The organism is Embleya sp. NPDC008237 (assembly GCF_042956465.1).
In the GTDB taxonomy this organism is placed as follows: Bacteria; Actinomycetota; Actinomycetes; order Streptomycetales; family Streptomycetaceae; genus Embleya.
Genome location: NZ_JBIBGL010000002.1, coordinates 728,461 through 752,873, shown reverse-complemented (window position 1 = coordinate 752,873; position 24,413 = coordinate 728,461). Strand labels below are relative to the sequence as shown.

Here is a 24,413-nt window from a genome sequence, read left to right as displayed (position 1 = left end):
ATCCGCGCTGCGTATGGTCGTGCATCCCGCGACACGCCGTCACTGCCGGTTACGAGGGAGGGTTCACCACCGGTTTACTGCCCGGGCGCCAGTACCGGGCTGTTGTGGTAAGCGGCGATGAGCCACCGGTCGTCCCGTTTCTCGAAGACCCAGGTTGCGTTCACCTTGCCGGCGTCCGGAACCTCCGTCTGACCCGGGAACAGGATGCCGGATTCGCTGACGACGATCGCGGCGTCCCTGCCCACGAAGCGCAGGCTGAGCTGCCTGTTGTAGGTCGAGGTGTCCTTCAGTGGCCCGGCGAAGGCCAGCGCCATGTTCTCGCGGATGACCTCACGGCTGTCCCGGAGCGAGCCGGTCATGATGGCGGTCGCGTCCGCGGTGTAGTCGGCGACCATGCCCTCGGCGTCGCCGCCCTCCCACGCCTTGTAGGAGTCAATCAGGACGGCCCGGATGGCGGCCCTGTCCTCAGCACGACTGTCGGACATCGGATCTCCCTTGTGATCGGTCCGCCGGGGGTGTTCCGGCGAACTCGTCACTACATACCGGCGGCGGCGTCGGAACTCATCGCGCCCGCGGGAAAAAGATGTCGAGGCATGCTCGGCCCGGAGAGATTGCCGTACCGCCGCCCCCTCCGAACCGTGTCCTGGCCGCCCGAAGCAGTCCCGGTCCCGGCTTCCCATGCCACGCCGTCGGCCGCGGTCGTCATCGGGCCCTGCTCGGCGACGATCAGGAGGTCGCGAGTCCCCCGGCGTCGAGTCGGGCCGGCAAGCCGAAAGACGCGAAGACCTCGGGATCCTGGAACACCGAGTTCCGGCTGATGCCCGCGGCGGTGACGGTGAAGATCTGGAGCGTGTGCAGCTCGTACCCGTCACCGACCCGCCGATAAGCGGCGAAACCGGGCTGGCCGTTGGCCGCGACCCGCCGCAAATACCAGTCCGTACCGGCGACCTCGAAGACCCACTCCATGAACAGGCCGTACTTGCCGGGACCGGCGAACCAGTTGAGCATCGGCGGCATCTCCATGATCACGTCCTCGGTGAGCAGCCGCTTGAGACCCTCGACGTCGGCCCGCTCGAACGCCTTCATGTATCGCTCGACCCAGGCGCGCTGCTCGGCCGTCGACGGCTCGCCACGAAGCTCCTGCCGACCCCCGACCTCCTGCACCCGGGTACGCGCCCGCTGCAGGGAACTGTTCACCGATACGACGGTGGCGCCGAGGATTTCCGCTGCCTCCGCCGCCGAGAAGCCGAGCACGTCACGCAGGATCAGCGCACCCCGCTGACGCGCCGACAGGTACTGCAGGGCGGCGGCGAACGCCAGGCGCAGGCTGCTGCGGTCGATCACGATCCCGGCCGGATCGCCCGCGTCCACCAAGGAGTCCGGCAGGGGCTGGAGCCAGGCGAGGTTCTTTCCCGGCACCAGCGGTGCGAGCGGCTCCGACGCGGCCACCAGACCCGACGGCAGCGGTCGGCGGCCGCGGGCCTCCAAGGCGGTCAGACACACGTTCGTCGCGATCCGGTAGAGCCAGGTACGCAGTGAACTGCGAGTCTCGTCGTACCGCTCCCGCGCCCGCCACGCCCGCAGGTACGTCTCCTGGACCAGGTCCTCGGCGTCGTGGACCGAGCCGAGCATCCGGTAGCAGTACGCCAGCAACTCCGAACGAAACGGTTCGACCAGAGCATCGAAACCCTCAGCCTCGGCCGTCACACCCACACCCCTCTGTCGCTGTCACGCGCACGATACCCGCGAGGCGATCACACGCCCCTGCGGGCCGGTCGGCCACCGCATCCAACTCCCTCGCCCGGGTGCCGCCCGCGAGCTCTTCACTCATGTCCGTTGCGACGAGGACCTGTAGGGTCCGAAAGATGTTCGAGTATCACGGGTGGATCAACGTTCAGCCCCGTGCGGGCACCGAGGATGCGGACCACGGCGACGAAGTCCCGCCACAGGGCGCAGGAGACGACGTCGGCCATCGACGGACTGTCTGCACGCACGTTGTCGGAGATCTTCCGGCTCGAGCGCACCCGCAACTACCTGGAGCCGGGAGACGTCGGCTCGGCCGTGCGGCTGTGGAAGGACTACGTCCAGCGCTCCCAACGCGAACAGTGGCATGACTACGAGTGGGGCAACGTGCACTGGTACTGCTGCGGCAACCCTCTCGAAGCCCGTGCGCTCCTCGACACCGTGACGCAGGCTCTGTCACGTCGTGGTGCCCGCGAACTCCGCCGAACCATCGAGAAGTTCGACGCAGTCCGGAACCGCCGGTCTCCGCCCTACGAGATCGGCGAAGGTTGAACGACAGGCTGAGTGCCTGTGCGCCGCGGTGGTGCAGGCGCGCGGATGGTGGCGGTACCGGCGTCGGCGGTGACGACGCGGTGCGCGGCACGTTCGGCGAGTTGATCGACCCGGTGCGTTTCGTGTCTGGCCGGCGAGGCCGTCCGCCGGCCTGGCGAGGCTGTCCGGCACCGGACCAAGCCGCTTCCGGACCGTGAGCGGGCCGGGGAACCGATCCCCCGCAGCCGCGGTCGTCCCTGAACGCCTTTGATCACCCTCCGGAAGTGTCGTGGCTCCGTCCGGCGCTCTGTGGGATGTTCTCATCGCGGTCAGTGATCGCACGAGACGGGAGAGCGTGAGATGACGGATCCGCTTTCGGTTGCGCCGGACGCGACGCCCAGCGCATCCCTGCCGGGCCGCGACCATGCCGCGCCGCGCAAAGGCGTACCGGGGCGTACCGGGGGCGTACTGCGGCATGGCAGCGGCGTGCCGGATTGCATGCTTTGCATACGTCGGCGATACGCCGCCCTGTTTAGGGTTCGTGGATGTGCGTGCTGATCGTGGAGGACGAGCTCTTGCCGGCTGAAGCCGTCCGTGACGACCTCCGACCGGCAGCGTCGCCGCCGAAGGCGGTGCCATCAGTGGCGACGTCGTCAGTGGCGACGTCGTCAGTGGCAAAGAGTCACCGGAGCGGACCCGGGACGCCAACGCCGACCCATGCACCGACGCCGTCCGCATCGCCGTCACCGCCCTGGGCGAACGACTCGGCGAACCTTGGCTGATTGCCACGACGCCCGGCGTCGGCCACCGAATCGACACCGGTATGGACACCACCCACCCTGGCGGCACTCATGAATAGACGCCCAAGGCTCAGCGCCCGACTGAAACTCACCCTCAGCTACGCCGGATTCCTCCTCGTCGCCGGCGTGCTCCTGCTGGCCGTGGTCTGGGTGTTCATGCTGCGCTGGGTACGAGACGACGACGCCCCAAGCCTCCAGGAGAAGTTCGGGGGCGTGATCATCGTCGGACCCGGCCGCTCCGACCTCCTGCGCGGCTTCGTCCCCGCCGCGGCCACGGCACTGGCCTGCCTCCTCGTGGTCGGCCTCCTGGGAGGATGGATCCTCGCCGGCCGAATGCTCGCACCCCTCACCCGGATCGCGTCCGCGGCACGGCTGGCCGCGAACGGATCACTGTCCCACCGGATCCGCCTGCAAGGCCCCCGAGACGAATTCCGCGAACTCGCCGACGTGTTCGACATCATGCTCGAACAATTGGAATCCCACGTCGCCGAACAGCAAAGGTTCGCCGCGAACGCCTCCCACGAACTGCGCACCCCGCTGGCAATCTCCCGGACGCTCCTCGACGCCGCCCGCAACGACCCCACGCCGGACCAGGGCAAAGTCATCGAACGCCTCCACACTGTCAACACGCGGGCGATCGACCTCACCGAGGCACTCCTGTTGCTCAGCCGCGCCGACCACGGGAGCTTCACCCGCGAGCCCGTCGACCTCTCCCTCATCGTCGAAGAAGCCGCCGAAACACTGCTTCCGCTCGCCGAAAAGCGCCGGATCACGCTCGACGTCACCGGCAACACAACACAGACCGTCGGCTCTGCGGCGCTGCTCCTGCGGATGGTGACGAACCTCGTCCAGAACGCCATCGTCCACAACCTCCCCGCCGACGGCACCGTCACGATCCACACCGAGTCGCAGCACGGCGCAAGCGTGTTGCGGGTCGAGAACACGGGTCATGCGCTCCCAGCGGAACTGGTACCGACCCTCACCGAACCCTTTCAACGCGGAACAGGACGCGTACGCGCCGACGAGCAGGCGGGCGTCGGCCTCGGGCTGGCCATCGTGCACAGCATCGTCCGGGCACACGACGGGACCCTCGACCTCACCCCCCGCCCCACCGGCGGTCTCCTCGTCACGATCCGACTTCCGCGGGGAGGGTAGGACGTTCGGCTCTGGCATTCGGCTCCGGCCCGCGTCCGGTGCTGAAGCGCCGCACGAACTCCTCCGCACCACGAAGCCGCCGGCGCGCCCGAGCAGACGGCCGGCGGGTTCGTGGACCCGCAACTCCTCGTCCGCGCTCCGCCGTGCGGCGAGCGGCGAGCGGCGAGCGGCGAGCGGCGAGCGGTCGTCGGTCGGGCTGATCGCTCGTTGCCGCTACCTCCCCATCTTGTCGGGGTTGACGTCCAGGACGCCCTCGATGCCGCGTTGGGTCTCGTAGTCCAGGACGGCAATCTCGGGGTGGTGCAGGTCGAAGGCCGGTGATTCGGAACGGATCCTGGGCAGCCTGGTGAAGTTGTGGCGGGGCGGCGGGCAGGTGGTTGCCCACTCCAGTGAGCGTCCGTAGCCCCAGGGGTCGTCCACGACCACCTCGCGTCCGAACCTGTGCGTCTTCCAGACGTTGTAGAGGAAGGGCAGGGTGGACAGGCCGAGCAGGAACGCGCCGATGCTGGAGATCGTGTTGAGCGTGGTGAAGCCGTCGGAGTCGAGGTAGTCCGCGTACCGGCGGGGCATGCCTTCGGCGCCGAGCCAGTGTTGGACGAGGAAGGTGGTGTGGAAGCCGACGAACAGCGTCCAGAAGTGGATCTTCCCGAGTCGCTCGTCCAGCATTTTGCCGGTGAACTTGGGCCACCAGAAGTGGAATCCGGCAAACATGGCGAACACGACGGTGCCGAAGACGACGTAGTGGAAGTGGGCCACGACGAAGTACGAGTCGGTCACGTGGAAGTCGAGGGGTGGCGAGGCGAGGATGACGCCGGTGAGGCCGCCGAACAGGAACGTGACCAGGAAGCCGATCGACCACAACATGGGTGTCTCGAACGACAGGGACCCGTGCCACATGGTGCCGATCCAGTTGAAGAACTTCACACCCGTGGGGACGGCGATGAGGAACGTCATGAAGGAGAAGAACGGCAGCATCACGGCGCCGGTGGGGAACATGTGGTGGGCCCAGACGGTGACCGACAGGCCCGCGATGGCGATGGTGGCGGCGATCAGGCCCTTGTAGCCGAAGACGGGATTTCGGGAGAAGACCGGGAGGATCTCGGTGACGATGCCGAAGAACGGCAGCGCGATGATGTAGACCTCGGGATGACCGAAGAACCAGAACAGGTGCTGCCACAACAGTGCGCCGCCGTTGGCCGGGTCGAAGACGTGGGTGCCGAACTTGCGGTCGGCCTCCAACGCGAACAGGGCCGCCGCCAAAACCGGGAAGGCCATGATCACCAGGACCGAGGTCAACAGCACGTTCCAGCAGAAGATCGGCAGCCGGAACATCGTCAGCCCGGGCGCGCGCATGCACACGATCGTGGTGATGAAGTTGACCGCGCCCACGATGGTGCCGAATCCGGACATGGCCAGTCCCATGATCCACATGTCGCCGCCGACGGAGGGCGAGCGCACCACTCCGCTGAGCGGGGTGTACGCGAACCAGCCGAAGTCGGCCGCTCCCTGCGGCGTGAGGAAACCGGCGACCGCGATCAGCGAGCCGAAGAGGTAGAGCCAGTACGCGAGCATGTTCAGGCGCGGGAACGCCACATCGGGCGCGCCGATCTGGAGCGGCATGATCCAGTTCGTGAACCCGGCGAACAGGGGCGTTGCGAACATCAGCAGCATGATCGCGCCGTGCATGGTGAATGCCTGGTTGTACTGCTCGTTCGTGAGCAACTGGTTTCCCGGGCGCGCCAACTCCGCCCGGATCGCCAGCGCGAGCACGCCGCCGAACAGGAAAAAGAGGAACGAGGTCGTCAGGTACAGGGTGCCGATGGTCTTGTGATCGGTGGTGGTCAGCCACTTCACCACGATCGCGCCGCGACGAGAAGAGCGCGGAACCACGGTGCGGGGCCCGGAAGGCGACACCGGGGCCTGGACGTCGGTCATGCACGCTCCACGGAAGAGTCGGAAAGAAGGAGCCGCGTCGAAACGGTCGACCGGCGCGCCGGAGGGGGAACGCCGATCACGGGCGACGGCGATGACTGCGTACGATCCACGCCGTCATAAGCAGTGCTCCCAGTACGGCGAGCGATGCGACCGGAGCGAGAACCACCGGGTGCGCCAACCTCGTCGCCGCCACCACGCCACATGCGAACGACACCGGAATCAGGATCGCGGCGCCCGCGATCACGCGCAGCCGGCGTTCCGACAGCGGAGCGGCGAATGCCTGTGGCAATCGACGCGACACCGCGTCGAGCCGCAACTCGGCCTCGATGGCGGACCACGCCCGCCGCTCGTCCTCACTCAGGAACCGTGCGTCCACAGCCATCCCCTCACGGCACCGCGACAACACGTCGCGGCGAACGCGCACCCCGTTCCCCTGCCCCACCGATCCATGCACCACCAGGCGACGTTCAGCCGAACGGCTCCCCCCGCCGGCATGCCGTGGGCCATCGGACACGGGCCGGCGCCGACCGGGCGGCTGGTCTCTGCGTTTCTCTGCGTTTCTCTTCGTTTCCCGTCGTCTCGTCGTTCTCTTCGTGTCTCTTCGTGTCTCTTCGTGTCTCGTCGTGTCTCTTCGTGTCTCGTCGGTCCTCTTCGTCTCCTCGTGGACCGGTTGGTCACCAGCCGGAGACGCGTTCCCAGAAGGTCTGGATCGCCGGGGCGGCGTTCGTGGTCGGTGTGCCGTCGACCACGTGGTAACCGCGGTGCTGGACGGCGGTGGCGCAGGCGTGGTTGGGCAGGATGCGCAGGCGAGTACCGACGGGCAGCTCAGGCAGGTAGGCGCCGTCGCGGGCGGTGAGGGTGCCGTGTTCCTGGCTTGCGGCCGTCATGACCAAGCCCGGAACGAGGTTGCCGGCCAGGTCGGTGACCAGGCCGTAGCCCTGGTCCTGCGACTGGACGGCGGTGCCGCGGTCGCGGGACATGGCCATCCAGCCGCCGTCGGTGACGATCCACCCGCGTTCGCGGCGATGGCCGATGACGGTGACCACGACCGACAGGGCGAGATCCTCGATGCGGCAGATGCCGATGCCGGCCATCACCAGATCGAAGAAGACGTAGTTTCCCGCGCGCAGTTCGGTGACTCCGTCGAGGTCCTCGGTTGCGTGGGCCGTGGGGGTGGAGCCGACACTGACGGTGGTCACGGGCAGACCGGCCGCGCGTAGCCGCTCGGCCGCGGCGACGGCGGCGTCGCGTTCGTTCTCGGCTGCCAGGCGCCGTTCCTCGGCGGTGTAGGCGAAGTAGGACTCGCCCGCGTGGGTCAGCACACCGTCCAGACATCCCGCGTCGTGCAGGATGCGGCCGATCACGGGAAGCGCGGGGTCGTCGGGCTCGAGGCCCCCTCGGTGGCCGTCGCAGTCGATCTCGATCTGGGTGGGCATGGGAAAGCCGGCCCGGCGGGAGGCTTCGGCGACGAATGCCGCCTGTTCGATGCTGTCCAGCAGGATCCGCAGGGTCACACCGCGGCGCAGCAGCGCGAGGACACGCGTGAGCTTGTGGGGGTCGATACCGACGGCGTAGGTGATGTCGACGTAGCCGCCGTCGGCGAACGCCTCCGCCTCGGCCAGGGTGGAGACGGTGATCGGGCCGGGTGTGTCGCGCATCAGGCCTGCGACGTCCAGGCTCTTGGCAGTCTTCACATGAGGCCGCAGGGCGACCCCGAGCCGGTCGGCCCTGGCTGCCAGTCGTTCGCTGTCCCGCCGGGTCTTGTGGACGTCGACGACGGCGAACGGGGTGTCGGGATCGGCCAGGGTGCGGGTGACGTGCGGGCTGGTGACCCTTGCGGGGCTGTTCACAGGGAGACCTCCATCTTCTTCAGAAGGGCCGAGCCCAGGTACAGAGGCCCAGGTACAGAGGCCCAGGTACAGGTCCTGCACTCCGATTCCGGAGCTGTCGAAGACCGTGATGTCGTTGTCGTCGCTGCGTCCCGGAGCGCGGCCGGTGAGGACTTCGCCGAGCGGGTGAACACCGTGTGCGCAGGGGCGTGTTGGCTTTCGCCCATGTGGCGGGCCTGCACCGGCAGGTTACAGAAGAGGTGGGCGCGCCTGAACAGTTCGGGTGGGAATTCGCGTTTGCCGGGGGCGTCCGCACCCATGCAGCGATGTGCAGCAGGCGACGCACAACCGGTGGCCGGCCGTAGCCGGAGGAGGGAGCGGGCACGGGGCGGGTGGTCGAACCGGCAGTGGTCACGAGGTGCTGTTCACTTGGTGTGGTTCGTTCACCGGGTGGGGCCCGTTCACGGGTGTGGCTTTTTCACTTGGTGCAGCTGTGGGCGGTTCACTTGGTGTAGTTGTAGACGGTTGCCCGGGACACGCCGAGAAGGTCCGCGATGGTCTGCGCGGCATGGCGCGAGTCGAAGTGGCCGTCCTGGTGCAACTGCCGCACGAGCGCCTTCTTGCTCTCCCTGCTCAGCGACCGAGGGGCAGCCGCGCGCTCCGCGGCCAGTTCCTCCACCGCCCGGCGCAACTCGCGGGCGTTGCGGTCCCGGAGGGTTCCAGTGGCTGGTCCCGGTTCTCGGTGTCCGTGCGCCGCTCGGTGTCCGTGGCCACCAGGTTCGACAACGCGAGTGTCACCGGTGACAGCACCGACACGTCCAGGTTCAGGCAGAGGGCGGCGACGTACTCGCCGGCGGCGTTCTTGATCCCGATGGACGTGCTCTTGACCGGGCGGCCGTCGGGGAACCGGTTGGGGTAGTTCTGGATGACGCTGGGGTAGTTCGGGTCCTCGATGCGAGCCAGGCCCAGCTCCGTCGCCGAGTCCCCGACCCGACGGCCGGAGAGGTTGTTCTCGATCGCCCGAATCGCATACTGCGGATCCCGCAGATCATGCAGAACCACTCCCGGCGGTTGTCCACCGGGTCTCTCTCGTCTGCCCGCGACGCGGACGCGGTCCGGGCGGGGGTGGCATGAGTCCCCGTCGATGCTGGGAAGAGTCCGGCGTGCACTGGTTGCGCTGGCGCGCGCCGAGCGCGAAGGGGCATAGCGTCACCCTGCGCGCCCTCCTCGCCGCACCCGACGACGAAATCGCCGCTCACAGCACGCCGCACGCGTACTGATCTGGCGCGCCCCCAGGGGCGGCGTGGAATCGGGGCTGACCGTTTCGGTGACTGGCCGCTCCGGTCCTCCCTGGGGGCAGGGGCAGGAGGGGTGCCGGGCGGCAGTGCGGATCGTGCGGCCCGGCATTCACGTCGGCCCGGCCCGGCCGCGCCCCAGGGGCGGGTGGTCTCGGCCCATCCGCGCCCCAGTGACCCCGGCCCCGGCCCGCCTGGAACGCATCGGCGAACTCCTCGCCGGCCGCGAGAGTGGACCTGGACGGACGCGACGCCCGGATGCGGGCATCGGGCTTCGAACGCCCGATCTCCCCCTCCCTTAGGTAGGATGACTCTACATAGATCCCAACTTTGTAGATTTCTCCTACCAAGTATCCAGATTTTCGGGGAATCGCATGTCCTTCGTTGGTCGCCGCCTTGAGCTGGCGTTGTTGTCCAAGCGTCTCGAGCGGGTCGCAACCACCGGTGCCGGAGCCGCGCTCGCGCTGCGCGGTCGGCGGCAGGTCGGCAAGTCTCGCCTGGTCCAGGAGTTCTGCGACGCGGCCGGGGCGCCGTACGTGTTCTTCACCGCCACCAAGGGCGCTTCGCCGGTCGAGGCGGTTGCGGACTTCCTGACCGAGCTGGCGGAATCGTCGCTGCCGGGAGACTCCGAGCTGGTCCCGTCGGGCGGCGCGGGCAGTTGGCCCGACGCCTTCCGATCCTTGGCCGCCGTCCTGCCCGATCGGCCCACCATCGTGGTGATCGACGAGCTCCCTTGGCTCGCCGAGCAGGACGATCTCTTCGACGGAGCGTTGCAGACCGCCTGGGACCGCCTGTTGTCCAAGCGCCCGGTGCTTCTGCTGCTCCTGGGCAGCGATCTCCACATGATGGAGCGGCTGACCGCGTACGACCGGCCGTTCTACGGTCGCGCGGACAACCTGGTTCTCGGCCCGCTCAACCCGGCCGAGACCGCGGACGCACTAGGGCTCGAAGCCGCCGACGCCATCGACGCGCACCTGGTCTGCGGTGGCCTGCCCGGCATCCTGCGCGCCTGGCCCCACGGCACCCCCGCGCTCTCGTTCCTCCGGGCCGAGTGCGCGGACCCGGCCTCCCCGATCTTCGGCGTCCCCGAATCCTCGCTACTGGCCGAATTCCCCGCCCCGGATCAGACACGGCGCGTACTGGAGGCCGTCGGCGGCGGCGACCGCACGCACGCGAACATCGCGGCAACCGCCGGCGGCAGGAGCGGCGCCATCCCATCCGGCTCGCTGTCCCCCGTACTCCGCCGCCTCGTCGAGGAGAAACGCGTCCTCGCGACGGACGAACCGATCTCCACCCAGCCGGGCAAACCGGCGCTGTATCGGATCCATGACAGCAACCTGCGGCTGTACCTCGCCGTCCTGCGCGGAGCCCAGGAGCAGGTGCGACGCGGCCGGCCGGAAGCCGCGTACCGGCTGGTCGAGCGCCGCTGGGCCGCGTGGCGCGGCCGTGCCGTCGAACCACTGGTGCGCGAGGCGCTCGAACTCGCCGCCGGCGACGGCCGGTTGCCGTGGGACGACATCGAGGCGGTCGGCGGATGGTGGAACCGCCGCTTCGATCCCGAGGTAGACATCGTGGGCGCGGACCGCGCACCCGTCGCCCGCCACATCCGTCTGGTCGGCTCCATCAAATGGCTGTCGAGCCCGTTCGACCGCCACGACATGGCCGACCTCGCCGCAGCCGCTCCGCAGGTCCCCGGCTTCACCCTCGGCTCGACCGCCCTGGCCGTGGTCTCCCTGTCCGGCATCGCCTCCGACGTCCCGACCGAACCGATCGACCTCCACTGGGGCCCCGCCGACCTCATCACGGCCTGGCGTCGATAACCGAAGCCCCCTCGAACTCCGAAGCCACCCACCGACCGCGGCCGCACCAGGCCCAGTTTTCACACCGCACCCCAGCGGAGGCGGGCAAAGAACGCCGTCCAACCATCCTCGGCCCCGGGCTCAACCCCACTCCGCTCGTGTAGACAGTCGTCCCACCCCACCTGCGTGGGGACTTCTCCCAGAGCCCGGTTACGCCCGAGACCACGGCCGGCTCACCCCCACCTGCGTGGGGACTTCCCTTGCTGACCTGCGGCTTCCCGAGGCCGTTGTCAATCCGTGATCGAATATCGGGGTAATCAGGCAACGGCTTGCCTGATTCAGCTTCTCCGGTTGACGGTTCGTCCATATGGCCCCTCGGAGAGCCTGGCCGGGCTGGAACTCGGGATCGTCGATGTTAGTCCCCTATCCCGCGACCCGGGGTCGGCGCTTCTGCGGCGGGCCTCCAGGAGGGAACAGAGAGGGTGAATCGTGTCCTCCTCCATATCGCACCCGAGATCGTCGAGCAGGCGGTTGAGGCGTGCGGCGTACGCCTCAAGTTCGTCGATGTCGCCGGAGAGCTAGTGCCGCATCAAGCAACGTTTGCCCTGTTGACGATCTGACGTAGGCGTTCGTCGGCGGCGTGTTTGTTTCGCCAGATGATGTAGCGGCGGATCATGCTGCCTTGGGCTTTGTGGGTGGGGTGGTCGGTGCCGTCGAGGGCGAAGTAGCGGAGGGCGGTGAACTGGGCCTCGATGCGGTTCAGCCACGAGGAGTTGGTCGGTGTGTAGGCGAACTCGACGTTGTTGGCCGTGGCCCAGTCCCCGACGCGTTGGCATCTCCTCGTCGTGAGGTGTGGGGAGAAGTTGTCGAGCACGATCGCGATTCGGGTCTCGATCGGGTGGAGGGTTCGCAGGTAGCGGCAGAACTCCAGGAACCTCGTACGGGTCTTGGACTTCTTGACGTGCGCGTAGAGCTTGTCGGCGCTCGGGTCGTAGGCGGCGAACAGGTGCCGCACCCCGTGCGGCCGGGTGTAGGTCGCGCGGCGGCGGGGTCGGGGTTCACGGTCGGGATCCTTGTGTCGTCCGCCGCGTTCGGTCCACTGCCGGCCGGGGTGGGGTTGGAGGTTGAGGGGGCCGAGCTCGTCGAGGCACCAGACCACTTCGGGTTCACCCGACTCGGGGAGGACCTCGCCGTCGGCGATGGCGTAGAGGTGTTCGATCCGGGCCTTCTTGACTGCGTAGTCGGGGTCGCGGGAGGTCTTCCAGGTCTTCACGCGTTGAAAGGAGACGCCTTCCTCGTGGAGCAGGACGCGGAGTCCCTCGTGGCTGATGTCGTCGACCACCCCCTCGGCGACCAGGAAGTCGGCGAGCTTGGCCAGGCTCCAGGTCGAGAAGGGCAGACCGTGTTCGGCCGGCTTGGACTTGGCCGTCTTCTTGATCTCGCGCCGCTCGGGCAGCGTGAACGTCTTCGGTCGACCACCCTTGTATTTGGGGGTCAGGGAGTCGAAGCCGTCGGCGTTGAAGTTGTGGATCACGTCGCGGACCCGGTCCGCGCTGGTGAACGTCACCTCCGCGATCCTCGCGACGCTCATGGCCTGCGCGGACAACAGGATCATCTGGGCCCGCCGCCAGGTCACCACCGATCCGGTTCCTCTGCGGACGATCCGCAGCAGTCTTCGTCCCTCGTCGTCGTCGATCTCTCGTACCCGCACGCGTTCCGCCACGGACACAGCCTCGCGGTCCACCCGCCGTCCGGGGCGCAACCCGGACGGCGCGTCACATCACGACAGGGCAAACGTTGCCTGATGCGGCACTAGGCAGCACGGAACATCAAACGGTAGAGCATCTCGGACTCGGGGCAGACCTCGACGCCCTGCTCCGGGCGAGCTTCGCGCCGCGGACGCCCCTGTCACGCAGGGCGCGCAGTTCGCCCAGGTGCGCGGCCACGTCGACGATCGACGTCGTCATGTCCTGGTGCAGGTACGCCGCCCAGAAATAGCGGCGGGGGCTGGCGCCGCCGAACGGGCGTCCGCGCAGGAACAGGGCCGTGGTGAGGTCGGGGCCGCCCAGCGAGCCCAGCCGCATGCTCTTGCCTGCCAGGCGCTGGAAGCGGGTCCAGTCTCAGGTCACGCCCGAGGCGAAGCGGTAGCCGGCGTCGCCGATTATCGGCAGTACGGCTCTCCGTCAAGGTCGCTGCCCAGCCAACGGCGCAGCTTGCTCATCGCGGTGTGGCCGTTGGTGGCGGAGCCACTGTCGGGCCAGATCGGACATCAAATGGTCCCATCCCCGGCGTGAAATGCCCGAAGGTACGCCTCTTTTCCAAAGCGGAGGCCATGCTCCGCGGGAAGCACGGGGCACGGGTGCCAAGCATCGAATATCCGGCTTCGCCGCGAATCACGACACGCCGTTCTCCGGCTCCGAGTGCCACCCCTGCTGGCAGACGCGAACGTAGGCCTCGGTCGGATCCCGGCCGATGACGGCCGACGGCGTCTTTGCTGACCTGCCAAGTGTCCGGACACTGCTCCCCGCCCTGAGAGTTCCCCAGTTCCTCCGCCGACTTCCCATGTGCCTGACGGACAGGGCCGACGGATCGGTTTGCCAGATACAGGCCACGATGTGCCACCCGGGTTTCCGATTGTCACTGAACGTTGTGGTCACAATGACGCGCGCGCCGGAATGGATGCAGTATTTACATGCGCAGCTGCGGGCCTACTGTAATCACACCGGGGAAATCGAACCCGACGCCCCCGAGCGCACATACAGCCCAGCAACAGGACCCCGTTGGCCGGCCAGGGCAACCCGGTCGGCAACGCGGAGCTCCGGCTACTGGATTGAAGCACTCCCGATAAGGCTGAAGTCCCAAGACAGGCAAGGCCGCGCACCAGCCCGAGCGGAAACCGTAATTCTCACCTCGTCGATAGAACGGCCCGCAGTAAGACTCCGCAATGATGCCGATGCTCCGTCCGCGGATCATTACTTCATTACCTACCCACGACAATGCACGCTGCTCACCCGGAGGAAGCCACGTCCGCCGAGCCGTCTGGATGCAGCGAGGTGAGCGTGTGACCGACCTTGACAGCCAACGCCAGCTGGCCCTTCGGGCGTGTACCCACCCGGAGTCACCAGACGCGCCGCCACCTCGGATCGATGATCACACCACCTTTGACGCGAGTTCGTAGCCACAGTGCGCCGACACGGCGGGAAGCGACAGGAACGTGTCGAGCCTGGATACCAGTAGCGTCCCGACGATACGAGTCCGACTTGCAGCAAGCATCGTTCTTGGTTCCGCACCGCCGGCTCGCGCCCCGCCGGAACGGGCGTGCACAGGTGTCCCCCAAGGCGGAACAGGGCGCGGAATGTCGTCGTCGGTGCGGTTCTGCCGGTCGTCAGATAGCCCGGGCCAGGCTCGTATGCTTACTCCCGCGACCGTGATGGGTCTGGGCGGACCGCCCTCCGGGGATGTCGGCGGAAGCACCTCTTCGGACTCTTACTCGGCGCAAACCGACTGGACGCATCCATCCGACCATCGCCATGATCGGGACACCCAAGCGACAACTTCCGGGGACAGTTGCCAGCCCACCAGGTGAATTCAGGAAGTTATCTTGCCGCAATGAACGGATTTGGATCACGAATCGGCAAAGCCCTCGAGAACCCACAGGTCAGCAAGGGAAGTCCCCACGCAGGTGGGGGTGAGCCGTACGCCTGGCAGTCCGCTGGCGTCAACTTGCCGACGTCCCCACGCAGGTGAGGGTGGGCCGTAAAGGCATGGGTGAGCGCAAAGGTCTCGTCGTTGCCACTATTCGGGTCGAAAGGATCGTTTAGGTACCTGCTCGCCGGGAGGAGGGTGGTCGTGGCCGGCGCGCGCGATGAGCCGTGGTCCTGGCGCCGAGTAGGACGTTCCGTTGGGGTTCGGCGCCGACATTGCGGTGTTGATTTGGCTGATCGTGCCGCTGGAGGAGGTGAAGGCTGCTTTCTGCCCCGTGGTGCCGGTGAACGTCAGGATGGTGAGCGATCCCGACGGTTCACTCGATATCCTCGCGAAGTCGTGACTGCCCGCGTCCAAGACAACCGTGGTGCGGCCTCTCGGTGGCTGACATCTGCCCGCCCGGTGCCGGAGCTGTGGCGCTCTCCCGCCGGGGCGCGCGGGAGTGGTTGTGAGGCGAACGAGTTTCGTCGAGAGCCCCGTTCGTGCGCGGTCGTTCGGGGTCGAGGGCTGCGGGCGGCTGTCGTTCCCGTGTGTGCGCAGCGCCTGCGGTCGCCAACCTGTCGCGAAGGCCGCGCTCGTGTGTGCCGCCGATGGTGGGCCGAAGGCAACCGACGTCGAGGTGAGAACGTCGCATGACCCCAGCCGGCCTGCTCGCGGTGACAACGTCGTCATCTCCCCTAATCGACCCGTTCGCAAGGGAGTTCACGGTTACCCGCAGCCCGGCGCCCGGCTCTGTACACATCGACGCACCGCGAGCGGCCGTGGCCCCGGTGTCGGTCACGATGTATTCCGAGTCCGGTCGGGTGTCCTCGGTGTCGGATGGCTGGTGTCAGGAGTCAACACGCCCAGGGCTGCAATGACTTGGGCAACCGGGCGGTGGGCCGGTCCGGACCGTTCCTACGCTGGGCAGCCCAATCATCCGCCGGGCAAGCACCGGAAGTCGCGGCCCCGCAGCTACCGCGGTCGGGTGGCCGGATCCTGTCCGGGACGGTATCGGGACGAGGTGCTGACCAGGCAGGACGCCGTCTCGCCTGTCCGGGACGGTGAAGTCGTCTTGACCATGCCGAATTGCCCCACGGAAGCTGGGTGTTCGGCATCCGTACGGTCGCATTCCCACAGCGTGGGGGGGATTTCCGGGTGCGGAACAGGCCGACATGGCGCAGCGCAGGATCGTTCGAGGTCGTCGTCTCGGACGTTGGTGCCGGAGCCGGCCGAACTTCACCGGATGGTTTCACGGCCGGCCGCGTCTGCCGCGGTATCGGCCAGAACGAGGGAGAGGCATGCGTATACGCAAGAGGATTGCTGCGGTCGGGATGGGCGCGGCGATCATCGTGGGCGCCTTGTCCGTACCGGCACAGGCGACAGCGTCCCCGAACAGCGCGGGGCCTGCCGTGGCGGTGCGTGCGGGTGCCGGTGATGGGGCCTCCGCCGATGAGGTCGCCGCCGTGCAGTGGCGGTACACCGGCAACAGGTACTTCTTCTCCGTCGAGTGCCATTCGGCTGCGGTCCAGCTGACCTACTCCACCGGATGGGCGACCCAGTGCCGGGGCCCGCACACCGATGGCTACTACTACCTCTGGGCCTATCACTGAGAACCGCGAGCCGCGAGCCCGTTCGTGAGTCCATCGGTTGGCGAACGGGCTCCACGGACCTGGTCAGTGCAGCGCGGATGCCTGCCATCGTGGCCACGGCGATGGCAGACCCGATAGTCGAAGGCTCGCTCTCGGTCTTCGGCTTGGATCAGGTGCGCGATGGCCGCCACACGGGGGCGGCCGGCGTGCGCGTGGGGAACGACGCGAATGGCTCTGATGAGCTGGTGTGTTGCGGTGCCAGTGCCGGTACCGGTGGCCTCGGTGTGAGTGGTGGGCGGTGGCTCCCAGCCTCCGCGCCGGGTGCCGTGAGTGCCGTGAGCGCCGAGCGGCCGTACGCGCCGAGCTCGAGCCCGGACAGCTCCGGCAGCTCGGCGCGTTCGGCGCGTTCGGCGAGTTGGGCAATGAGCTCGAAGGAGGTAGCGACACGGTGGTTGGCGACGCGCGCCCCGACCGCCCGGCCGGCGCGGCCGGTGTCGGCGAGGGAGACGGGGCGATCGGGGTGCGGGCGCGGCGTGGGAAGGGGGCCTGGAGGACCGCGTTCGCGGCGGCGGTCCGGTATCGGGGGCGGGAAGGGCATCTGGAAGTGCCTCGGGCTCATGTCGAGACCGTGGCCGCGGTCGGGTCGGGTGAGGTGGTCTTGGTACGACTGGGCAAATGGGTCAACAACCAACGCACGCGGCGGGGTTCGCTGGGCGAGGAACGGGAGCGGCTGCTCACCGAACTCGGCATGCGCTGGTGAAGGGCCGATTGCGTGTGGATGTGAGGCTCCGGGCCGGGGGCCGCGGGCCGAGGCGGATCCGCTGCGGGGCCGCGGCCGCGTCAGTCGGCGGCGTCAGTCGGCAGGAAGGTCCGTGATCGCCTTCACCGTGTCGATCAACTCGCGGAGGGTGCCGGGGAAGTCGGGGAGAAGCCGGGCAACGACGGCCCACGCATCCGCAGTTGCCGAAACGAGGTCGGCCACGAGGTCCGCGGGCACCGGGTGACCGGTGCGCAGGACCGCCTCCGCCGGGCAGCCGAGGGCGAACAGGTCGGTGAGGGTGAGGGCGCCCGACTTCACACAGTCCTCGAGGAGGGCGGCGGACACCTGGTCTCCGGGCAGCAGGGCGAGGGCCGAGAGCGCGTGTTCCGGCGAACGGTGGGCGAGCCAGGTCGCGGTCCGCGTCGGATCGGCCCGCAGCAGGGCCAGCGAAACATCGTCGGGACAGTGCGGGCGGGTGCAGAGGTGGCGCAGCGCGGCGCCGCTGAAGGGGCGGCCGTCGGCGAGGGCCTCGCGAATCCAGTCCCATTCCAGAAAATCGTCCAACGCGTCGGCGTTCAGCTCGACTCCTTCCACACACTCGTGGCGGCGTGCCTCGGTGATCCGGGCGTCCAGGAAGGCTGCCGGATCGGCTGCCCGGAGCGCGTCGGACACCGTCAGGGAGACGGCTACGTTCTGGATCTGGCCGTTGGCGATGACGTCCCGGAGGATGTCGACGCGCCCGGTGCGCACCAGGGAAGCGGCGGCGGTGAGTTGCTCGCTGTCCCGCAGACGGTCACGCACGTCGAGTACCGCCTCGGCCAGGACGCCGGCGTCGTTCGCGTAAGGGGTGAGGTGTTTCGTCTCGATGTTCTTGTTCAGGCCCGAGATGAGGTGGGACGTGAGTCTCCGGGTCGTTCGCAGCGTCTTCCGCCGCCCCGGCCCGAACGGCACACCGGCCACGACTCGTCGGGCGATCTCTCCCGGAACACTGCTGTGGATGAGGACCGCCGCGTTCACGTCGGGGTCGTCACGGCTCAGGAGCGGTAGGTAGACCTCCGGGCGGCTCTTTGCCTCCCCGGCGATTCGCAGCAACTCCCTTTCGTCGGTGATCTCGTCGACGACTGCCTCGACGACGTGCCCGGGAGCCCAGCCTGCGGCGGTGACAGGGTAGACGACGTCGGCGAGCCCCGGTGCGGAGACGATCGCCCGGGCGTTCTTCGGCCCGGCAAGCCCGAGTAGGTGCGGGAACGAGGCCTGGTCTTCGTGGAGTTCCGCCGTTGCCATCACGGGTTCCTGTGCCGCTTCGAGAAGTGCGCCGACCGTGCCGGTGAATCCGGGCAGCAGTGCGAACAGGCTCACCCAGCGTGCCGGGTTCTCGCCGAGGTGCTCGTGGAGCTGCGTCCGCAATGCCTCCCCGGCACCCGAGTTCCGAGGGAGCGCCATGATCAGTTCCAGGATGCGGGGAGCCGCTTGCGCGCGGTGCAGCAGATCCGCTGCGTCGATCAGCCCGGCTCGCAGCGCGGTCACGGCCGTGTCGACCATCGCCGTCGTCGGTTGCCGAGAGAAGTGACCGAGTGCCCTCCCCTGCCTACAGTCCAAGAACGCGAGCGCCGTGTCCTTCGGACACACGCCCGACTCGACGACGGCCCGGCAGGCGCTGTCCGCCATGGGGTGTCGGTGGTGGAGTTCGACGAGTTCTCGCCAGTCCGCCACCGACCAGTCCTCCGGGCGGAAAAGCGCCATCCGGCCGCGCAGGTGGCGAATGCGTGCGTGCGGTGTCTGCGCCATCCATGCGTACAACTCCGCGGGTCGGCCCTCCGGCCGCTTCTTCTTCGGCCCGCCGATGCTGCGGCCGGCATGTGCGGCGACCTCGGGGTCACTCGCGCGCAGCGCCGGAGCGAGCAGCTTCCGGGACCGGGTCGTGAGCAGCAACTCCCGTACGGCGCCGGGAAGGTCATCGGCTTCGCACACGGTGCGGCGATCGGCGGCGGTGAACTCCGGATGCACATAGACCGCGACGGCAACCCGAGGTTCCGCCCGTTCCAGCAGGCGGCGCAGCACCCCCCGGCCGACTCCGGGGTTCTCGGCGAGGACGAGCCGGTCCTCGGCGCTTCCGGTCTCCAGGGCCCATGCGACCACGTCGGCGGAGGGTCGAAGTCGCAGAAGGTCTCGCCGGATGTCCGCGGGCAGCCTCGCCGACACCTCGGCGAGCTCTGCGGGTGCGAGGGAGTCCAGGAGCGTGGCGAATGCGGTTGTCGCTAGGGTCATCCGTTACCTCCGGCCGTCATGGCCTGTGCGGTCGAGCAGAGTGCGGGCGGTACACCGGGACACCGGCGAGCGACGACGACGGAACCGACCGGCCTGCCAAGGAAAGCGGAGATTCCCCGATCGGTCGCCTGATTTCCCGCACCACATCCTCATCCGGACCACCGGACCGCCCGACCGCCGGACCCCGCCGAGCCGCCGAGCCCCAAGCCGCACTCCACGGCGGCGCCGTGGTCCCGTCGAAGTCTTCGTCGTCGGCGAGTGGACGCTCCGCCCGTTGTCTTCAAAGATGGGGTGGTTCAGGGCGTACAAGGCCGTTTTGGTAGGCGATGACGACGAGTTGGGCGCGGTCGCGGGCGCCGAGTTTGGTCATGGCGCGTTGGATGTGGGTGCGGACGGTCAGGACGCTCAGGACGAGTTCCCGGGCGATTTGGTCGTTGGATTTGCCGTGGGCCGCCAGGACGGTGACTTCCTGTTCGCGAGGTGTGAGGTCGGCGAGGCGTTCGGCGGGGGCGAGGGGTGGTCCGGAGGCGGGGGTGGTGAGGAAGCGGGTGATCAGGGCTTGGGTGGCTCCCGGTGACAGCAGGGCTTCGCCTGCGGCGACCGTGCGGATTCCGTCCAGCAGCGCGTCCGTGGTGACGTACTTGCCGAGGAAGCCGCTGGCGCCGACGCGGAGCGCCCGGGCGACGTATTCCTCGGTCTCGAACATGGTCAGGATGAGCACGCGGGTGCCAGTGAGGTCGGGGTCCTCACAGATGGCGGCGGTGGCGGCGAGGCCGTCGGTGTCGGGCATGCGGATGTCCATGAGGACGACGTCGGGCCGGTGGGCGCGGGCGAGTTCCACGGCTTGGTGGCCGTCGGCGGCTTCGTCGACGACCTCCATGTCGTCGCAGGAGTCGATCAGGAGGCGGAAGGTGCCGCGCAGGAGGGCCTGGTCGTCGGCGAGCAGGACGCGGATGGTCAACGGGTGTCCTCGTGTCGTTGTCCGGCCGGGGCGTCCGCCGGGGTGTGGGGCTGGAGCGGGAGGGCGGCGGCGACTTCGAAGCCGCCTTCGGGTCGGGGGCCGGCGCGCAGGTCGCCGCCGACGGAGTGGGCGCGTTCGCGCATACCCATCAGTCCGTATCCGCCGCCGGGCATCGGCACGGTGGCCCCGTTCGCCGTGCCGTCGTTGGTGACGGTGACGAGCAGGCGTGAGCCCGCGTAGTGGAGCCGGACTCGGGCCGCGTGGTCGGGCGCGTGTTTCGTGGCGTTGGTCAGGGCTTCCTGGATGATCCGGTAGGCGGTCAGGTCCACTCCCGGGGACAGGGGACGAGCCTGGCCTTCGGTGCTGACGGTGACCGTCAGGCCGGCCGATGCGCAACCCGCGACGAGTGTCGGCAGCCGGTCCAGGCCCGGGGTGGGCGCCAGTGGGTCGGCGTCCGGGTCGGCGGTCCGGCGCAGCACGCCCACGGTGGCGCGTAGTTCCAGCAGCGCGGCGGTGGTGGTGCCGACCAGGTCGGCGAGGATCTTGCGGGTCTGTTCGGGGTGGGTGTCGGCGAGGTGGGCGGCGGTGCCGGCCTGGGCGTGGGCGACGGCCATGTGGTGGGCAACGGCGTCGTGCAGTTCGCGGGCGATGCGCATGCGTTCCTCGGCGACGCGGAGCCGGGCTTCCTCCTCGCGGGTGCGTTCGGCGTTCGCGGCGCGGGCCTTGACGGATTCGAGGAAGGCGCGCCGGAAGCGGCTTCTGCCGCCCAAGGACACCGGCAGCATCAGCCACAGGACGGTGCCCACGGTCCGGAGCATGAGGTCGTCGCCGAGCGGCGCGCCTGCCAGCGAGGTGGCCACCAGGACGGCCAGGGTCGCCGAACCGTAGATGCCGGTGGTCCGCGAGTCGGTGAGCGCGGCAAGCCAGTACAGGGCGGCCATGACCGGAGCCAGCAGCAGCGGGCTGGGCAGGTAGCCCAGGCCGGTCAGCACGGCGGCCGCGGCGGCGGCGACCGCGAGGGCGGCACGCGGGTGGCTGCGGGCGGCCATGACGGCCGCGCTGCCGGCGGCGAGGATCCAGGCGGGCCACAGGGCGTGCGGGGGCGAGGATTCCGATGTGCCGATCTGGGCCCCGAAGAGCGTGCAGACGCACAACGCCACCGCCGTCACCACGTCCGCGGCCCGGGCATGGCGCTCCGCGTATCGTTCGAGATTGCTGGTCATCGTAGTCTCCGCGAGGGGGCGTGGCCGAGGTCCATGGTCGCCGATGATCGCCGGCACGGGCGTGCGGACCGCCCGAGGCACCTTGCTCGGGCGGTCCTGCGGGCCGGAGCCGGTCACACGTGCGCCTCGACCGGCCCGTCCGGATGAGGGTTCGGGCCGGCGGACCGCGTATGGCCGAGTTTCTCGCCTTCCACGTCGACCCGGGGCAGGACGCGGCCCAGCCACACCGGCAACCACCAGGCCCGGTCGCCGAGCAGGGCCAGGACGGCCGGCACGATCGCCATCCGGACCACGAAGGCGTCGAAGAGCACCGCGGCGGCCAGGCCGAATCCGAGCATCTTGATCAGCGAGCCCTGCTCCCCGATGAACCCGGAGAAGACCGCGATCATGATCAGCGCGGCGGCCGTGACCACCCGGGCGCTGTGCCGGAACCCGGACACGACCGCCTGACCGGCACTCTCCCCGTGGGTGTACGCCTCCCGCATCCGGGAGACCAGGAAGACCTCGTAGTCCATGGCGAGCCCGAAGACGATGCCCATCATGAAGATCGGCATCAGGCTCATGATCGGCCCGGTCTGCTCCACCCCGAACAGGCCTGCGGCGTGTCCCTGTTGGAAGACCAGCACCAGCACACCCAGCGCCGCCAGCACCGAAAGCACGAAACCCAGGGCCGCCTTGACCGGAACCAGTACGGACCGGAACACCACCAGCAGCAGCACCACCGCCAAGCCGCCCACCACCGCCAGATACGGTGCCAGCGCCGACTGCACCTTCGCCGCGATGTCGATGTTCAGCGCGGTCGTGCCGGTGACCTCGAAGGTCGCCGATGTCTGCTTCTCCACGGCCGTACGGTTGCGGCGGATCGTCTCCACCAGGGCTTTGGTCTTCTCGTCCGTGGGGCTGGTCGACGGGGTGGCCCGGAAGACCGCCGTGTCGCCGGCCTGGTTGAAGCCGGCCGCCGAGACCGACACGATGCCGTCCGTGCCGCCGATCCGGTCGCTGATGGCGCGCACCGCGGCGTGCGGGTCGGCCGCTCCCCTCGCGTCCACGACGATGGTCAGCGGGCCGTTGAAGCCGGGGCCGAAACCTTCGGCGAGCGCATCGTAGGCCCGCCGCTCGGTGGTGGCGGTGGACTTGGCCTCGTCACCCGGCATGCCCAGTTGCAGCGACGCCATCGGCACGGCGAGTGCAACCAGCGCCACCACGCCGAGAACCAGCACCGGCACCGGATGACGCAGCACGAAACGCGCCCAGCGCGCGCCCAGGTTGTCTCGTCCGCCGCTCGTGAGCACGGCTCGGTCGCCGCCCCGGGTGCGCGCCTTGCGGACCTTGCGGGCCAGCACCGCGTCGGGCCGGAAGCCGAGCAGTGCGGGGACGACCGTCAACGCGACCAGCACGGCGACCGCGACGGTCCCCGCGGCGGCCAGGCCCATCTTCGTCAGTGTCGGAATCCCGACCACCGCCAGGCCCGACAGTGCGATCACCACGGTGAGTCCGGCGAATACGACCGCCGAACCGGCGGTACCCACCGCCACCCCGGCCGCCTCCTGCGGTGCCCGGCCGCGCCCGCGTTCCTCCCGGTAGCGGGACACCACGAACAGGGCGTAGTCGATGCCCACCGCCAGGCCCAGCATCATCCCGAGCGTGAGCGTGTCCGAGGACAGGCCCAACGGGCCCGCCATCAGCAGGATCCCGAACAGGCTCACGGCGACGCCCACGATCGCGGTCAGCAGCGGCAGGCCCGCGGCCGCCAGCGAACCGAACGTGAACAGCAGCACGATGGCCGCCGCCGAGAGGCCGACGATCTCCGCGGTCCCGTCGGGTCCACCGCCGCTGTCCATCGCCGACCCGCCGGTCTCCACCGTCAAGCCCGCCGCCCGCGCCTGGTTCGCCGCCTTGTCCACCGCCGCACGGTCGGCATCGGTGACCTCGGAGGACTCCACCTTGTAGGTGACGGTCGCATACGCCGTCGAACCGTCCTTGCTGACGGCCTTCGACTCGAACGGGTCCGCGACACCGGCCACCTGCGGGCCGCCGGACAACGAACGCACCGCGTCCCCGACGGCCTTCCGCAGGTCGCCCGAGGTCACCTTCCGCCCGGCCGGGGCGACGAAGACGACGCGGGCGGTGGCGCCGTCCGCGGCCTCTCCGGGAAAACGCTCTTCCATGAGATCGAACGCCTTTTGCGACTCGATCCCCGGCATCGAGAACTCCTCGTCCGAGGGCCCCGGTGCCCCCGCAGCGCCCACCGCGACCGCGGCCAGCACCCCCAGCCACACCAGAACGACCCAGCCGCGCCGCCGAAAGGCGCCGCGCCCGAGCCGATACAGAAAAGTCGCCACGTCAGGGTCTCCATATTCCGGAAGCGATGTCCGCTCAAGGCTCGCCCGGCAATACCCGTCCCGTCGTCATGCCGCTACGGACACTGCGGCCTACCGAAAGCGCACGACCACCTACTGAAATCGCAGTAGGCGCGCCCACGAAGCCGCCCGCCCGGAGGGGCCCGACACCATCACGCCGGCGCTGCCGAGCGACCTCACCCACCTGCCGAAACCCCTCGCCGGGGGGGTACGCCGGAGCCGCCGGGATCACCGGCCAAGCCTGGGTCGTGTGTCCGCCGGAATCACGGCCACGCCTGCGTGGTGCGCCCGCCGCGATCGCCCGGACGGCCGCGAGTGTGGTTCGCGGGTGTATCCGCGTGCTCCTTTGGGCGGCGACCGTCTCGTTGTGACCTTTCGACAACCCGGGCTCCGCTCCTGCCCCTTCCCAAGTTAACGCAGGTGTTTCAATCTCGGTCACCGCGCCTCGGTCCCACCCGGCCGTGCCACACCTTTTGGA

Annotated in this window: 18 protein-coding genes and 2 pseudogenes; 8 read left to right on the top strand and 12 right to left on the bottom strand. The window is 68.9% G+C overall.

Annotated elements, in window-relative coordinates:
• Window positions 1-74: 74 nt before the first annotated feature.
• Both ACFZBU_RS06470 and ACFZBU_RS06465 read right to left on the bottom strand, forming a co-directional pair.
• Window positions 75-485 carry an SgcJ/EcaC family oxidoreductase gene (locus ACFZBU_RS06470; RefSeq protein ID WP_391582348.1) on the bottom strand — a complete coding sequence of 137 codons (411 nt, stop codon included), beginning with the start codon at window positions 483-485 and terminating at the stop codon, window positions 75-77.
• Between the two features lie 241 nt (window positions 486-726).
• Window positions 727-1,707: a sigma-70 family RNA polymerase sigma factor gene (locus ACFZBU_RS06465; RefSeq protein ID WP_391582347.1), complete on the bottom strand. Its 981-nt coding sequence runs from the start codon at window positions 1,705-1,707 to the stop codon at window positions 727-729.
• A 288-nt stretch (window positions 1,708-1,995) separates the two neighbouring features.
• On the opposite strand from ACFZBU_RS06465, the gene ACFZBU_RS06460 reads away from it, so the two are divergent.
• From ACFZBU_RS06460 to ACFZBU_RS06450, 3 genes and pseudogenes are all read left to right on the top strand, one after another.
• Window positions 1,996-2,295: a hypothetical protein gene (locus ACFZBU_RS06460; protein WP_391582346.1), complete on the top strand. Its 300-nt coding sequence runs from the start codon at window positions 1,996-1,998 to the stop codon at window positions 2,293-2,295.
• A gap of 595 nt (window positions 2,296-2,890) precedes the next feature.
• Window positions 2,891-3,133 (top strand): annotated as a pseudogene (locus ACFZBU_RS06455) (hypothetical protein); the annotation flags it as partial.
• On the top strand, window positions 3,126-4,229 hold the full coding sequence (locus tag ACFZBU_RS06450; RefSeq protein ID WP_391582345.1) for a sensor histidine kinase: 1,104 nt from the start codon (window positions 3,126-3,128) through the stop codon (window positions 4,227-4,229). The pseudogene ACFZBU_RS06455 and the gene ACFZBU_RS06450, both read left to right, overlap by 8 nt.
• A gap of 213 nt (window positions 4,230-4,442) precedes the next feature.
• On the opposite strand, the gene ctaD is transcribed toward ACFZBU_RS06450, so the two are convergent.
• From ctaD to ACFZBU_RS06430, 4 genes and pseudogenes are all read right to left on the bottom strand, one after another.
• The gene (ctaD, locus tag ACFZBU_RS06445; protein ID WP_391582344.1) at window positions 4,443-6,164 is read right to left on the bottom strand and encodes a cytochrome c oxidase subunit I; all 1,722 of its coding nucleotides are present in this window, start codon (window positions 6,162-6,164) and stop codon (window positions 4,443-4,445) included.
• A gap of 76 nt (window positions 6,165-6,240) precedes the next feature.
• Window positions 6,241-6,546, bottom strand: a complete 306-nt coding sequence (locus tag ACFZBU_RS06440; protein ID WP_391582343.1) for a hypothetical protein — start codon at window positions 6,544-6,546, stop codon at window positions 6,241-6,243.
• Window positions 6,547-6,838: 292 nt separating this feature from the next.
• Window positions 6,839-8,014, bottom strand: coding sequence for a DSD1 family PLP-dependent enzyme (locus ACFZBU_RS06435; protein ID WP_391582342.1), 1,176 nt, complete (start codon window positions 8,012-8,014; stop codon window positions 6,839-6,841).
• A 481-nt stretch (window positions 8,015-8,495) separates the two neighbouring features.
• A pseudogene (locus ACFZBU_RS06430) lies at window positions 8,496-9,139 on the bottom strand (transcriptional regulator).
• Here ACFZBU_RS06430 and ACFZBU_RS06425 point away from each other — a divergent pair.
• Both ACFZBU_RS06425 and ACFZBU_RS06420 read left to right on the top strand, forming a co-directional pair.
• Window positions 9,124-9,273 carry a hypothetical protein gene (locus ACFZBU_RS06425; protein ID WP_391582341.1) on the top strand — a complete coding sequence of 50 codons (150 nt, stop codon included), beginning with the start codon at window positions 9,124-9,126 and terminating at the stop codon, window positions 9,271-9,273. The pseudogene ACFZBU_RS06430 and the gene ACFZBU_RS06425 sit on opposite strands and share 16 nt — an antisense overlap.
• Before the next feature lie 389 nt (window positions 9,274-9,662).
• The gene (locus tag ACFZBU_RS06420) at window positions 9,663-11,108 is read left to right on the top strand and encodes an ATP-binding protein (RefSeq protein WP_391582340.1); all 1,446 of its coding nucleotides are present in this window, start codon (window positions 9,663-9,665) and stop codon (window positions 11,106-11,108) included.
• 568 nt (window positions 11,109-11,676) lie between these two features.
• On the opposite strand, the gene ACFZBU_RS06415 is transcribed toward ACFZBU_RS06420, so the two are convergent.
• Both ACFZBU_RS06415 and ACFZBU_RS06410 read right to left on the bottom strand, forming a co-directional pair.
• Window positions 11,677-12,810, bottom strand: coding sequence for an IS630 family transposase (locus ACFZBU_RS06415; protein ID WP_391582339.1), 1,134 nt, complete (start codon window positions 12,808-12,810; stop codon window positions 11,677-11,679).
• Between the two features lie 106 nt (window positions 12,811-12,916).
• The gene (locus tag ACFZBU_RS06410) at window positions 12,917-13,171 is read right to left on the bottom strand and encodes a hypothetical protein (protein ID WP_391582338.1); all 255 of its coding nucleotides are present in this window, start codon (window positions 13,169-13,171) and stop codon (window positions 12,917-12,919) included.
• 1,817 nt (window positions 13,172-14,988) lie between these two features.
• Here ACFZBU_RS06410 and ACFZBU_RS06405 point away from each other — a divergent pair.
• The 3 genes from ACFZBU_RS06405 (at window position 14,989) to ACFZBU_RS06395 (ending at window position 17,123) form a co-directional block, all read left to right on the top strand.
• Window positions 14,989-15,135 carry a hypothetical protein gene (locus tag ACFZBU_RS06405; protein ID WP_391582337.1) on the top strand — a complete coding sequence of 49 codons (147 nt, stop codon included), beginning with the start codon at window positions 14,989-14,991 and terminating at the stop codon, window positions 15,133-15,135.
• Window positions 15,136-16,072: 937 nt separating this feature from the next.
• Complete coding sequence (locus ACFZBU_RS06400; RefSeq protein ID WP_391582336.1) at window positions 16,073-16,384, top strand: hypothetical protein; 312 nt, start codon at window positions 16,073-16,075, stop codon at window positions 16,382-16,384.
• Window positions 16,385-16,811: 427 nt separating this feature from the next.
• Window positions 16,812-17,123, top strand: coding sequence for a helicase associated domain-containing protein (locus ACFZBU_RS06395; RefSeq protein WP_391582335.1), 312 nt, complete (start codon window positions 16,812-16,814; stop codon window positions 17,121-17,123).
• A 93-nt stretch (window positions 17,124-17,216) separates the two neighbouring features.
• Here ACFZBU_RS06395 and ACFZBU_RS06390 read toward each other — a convergent pair whose 3' ends face one another.
• From ACFZBU_RS06390 to ACFZBU_RS06375, 4 genes are all read right to left on the bottom strand, one after another.
• Window positions 17,217-19,391, bottom strand: coding sequence for a hypothetical protein (locus tag ACFZBU_RS06390; RefSeq protein ID WP_391582334.1), 2,175 nt, complete (start codon window positions 19,389-19,391; stop codon window positions 17,217-17,219).
• Window positions 19,392-19,671: 280 nt separating this feature from the next.
• Complete coding sequence (locus ACFZBU_RS06385) at window positions 19,672-20,352, bottom strand: response regulator (protein WP_391582333.1); 681 nt, start codon at window positions 20,350-20,352, stop codon at window positions 19,672-19,674.
• Window positions 20,349-21,575 (bottom strand): sensor histidine kinase, encoded by a 1,227-nt coding sequence (locus ACFZBU_RS06380; RefSeq protein ID WP_391582332.1) that lies wholly within the window; start codon window positions 21,573-21,575, stop codon window positions 20,349-20,351. The genes ACFZBU_RS06385 and ACFZBU_RS06380 overlap by 4 nt, the downstream gene beginning before the upstream one ends.
• A 113-nt stretch (window positions 21,576-21,688) precedes the next feature.
• Window positions 21,689-23,917, bottom strand: a complete 2,229-nt coding sequence (locus ACFZBU_RS06375) for an MMPL family transporter (RefSeq protein ID WP_391582331.1) — start codon at window positions 23,915-23,917, stop codon at window positions 21,689-21,691.
• Window positions 23,918-24,413: the final 496 nt, after the last annotated feature.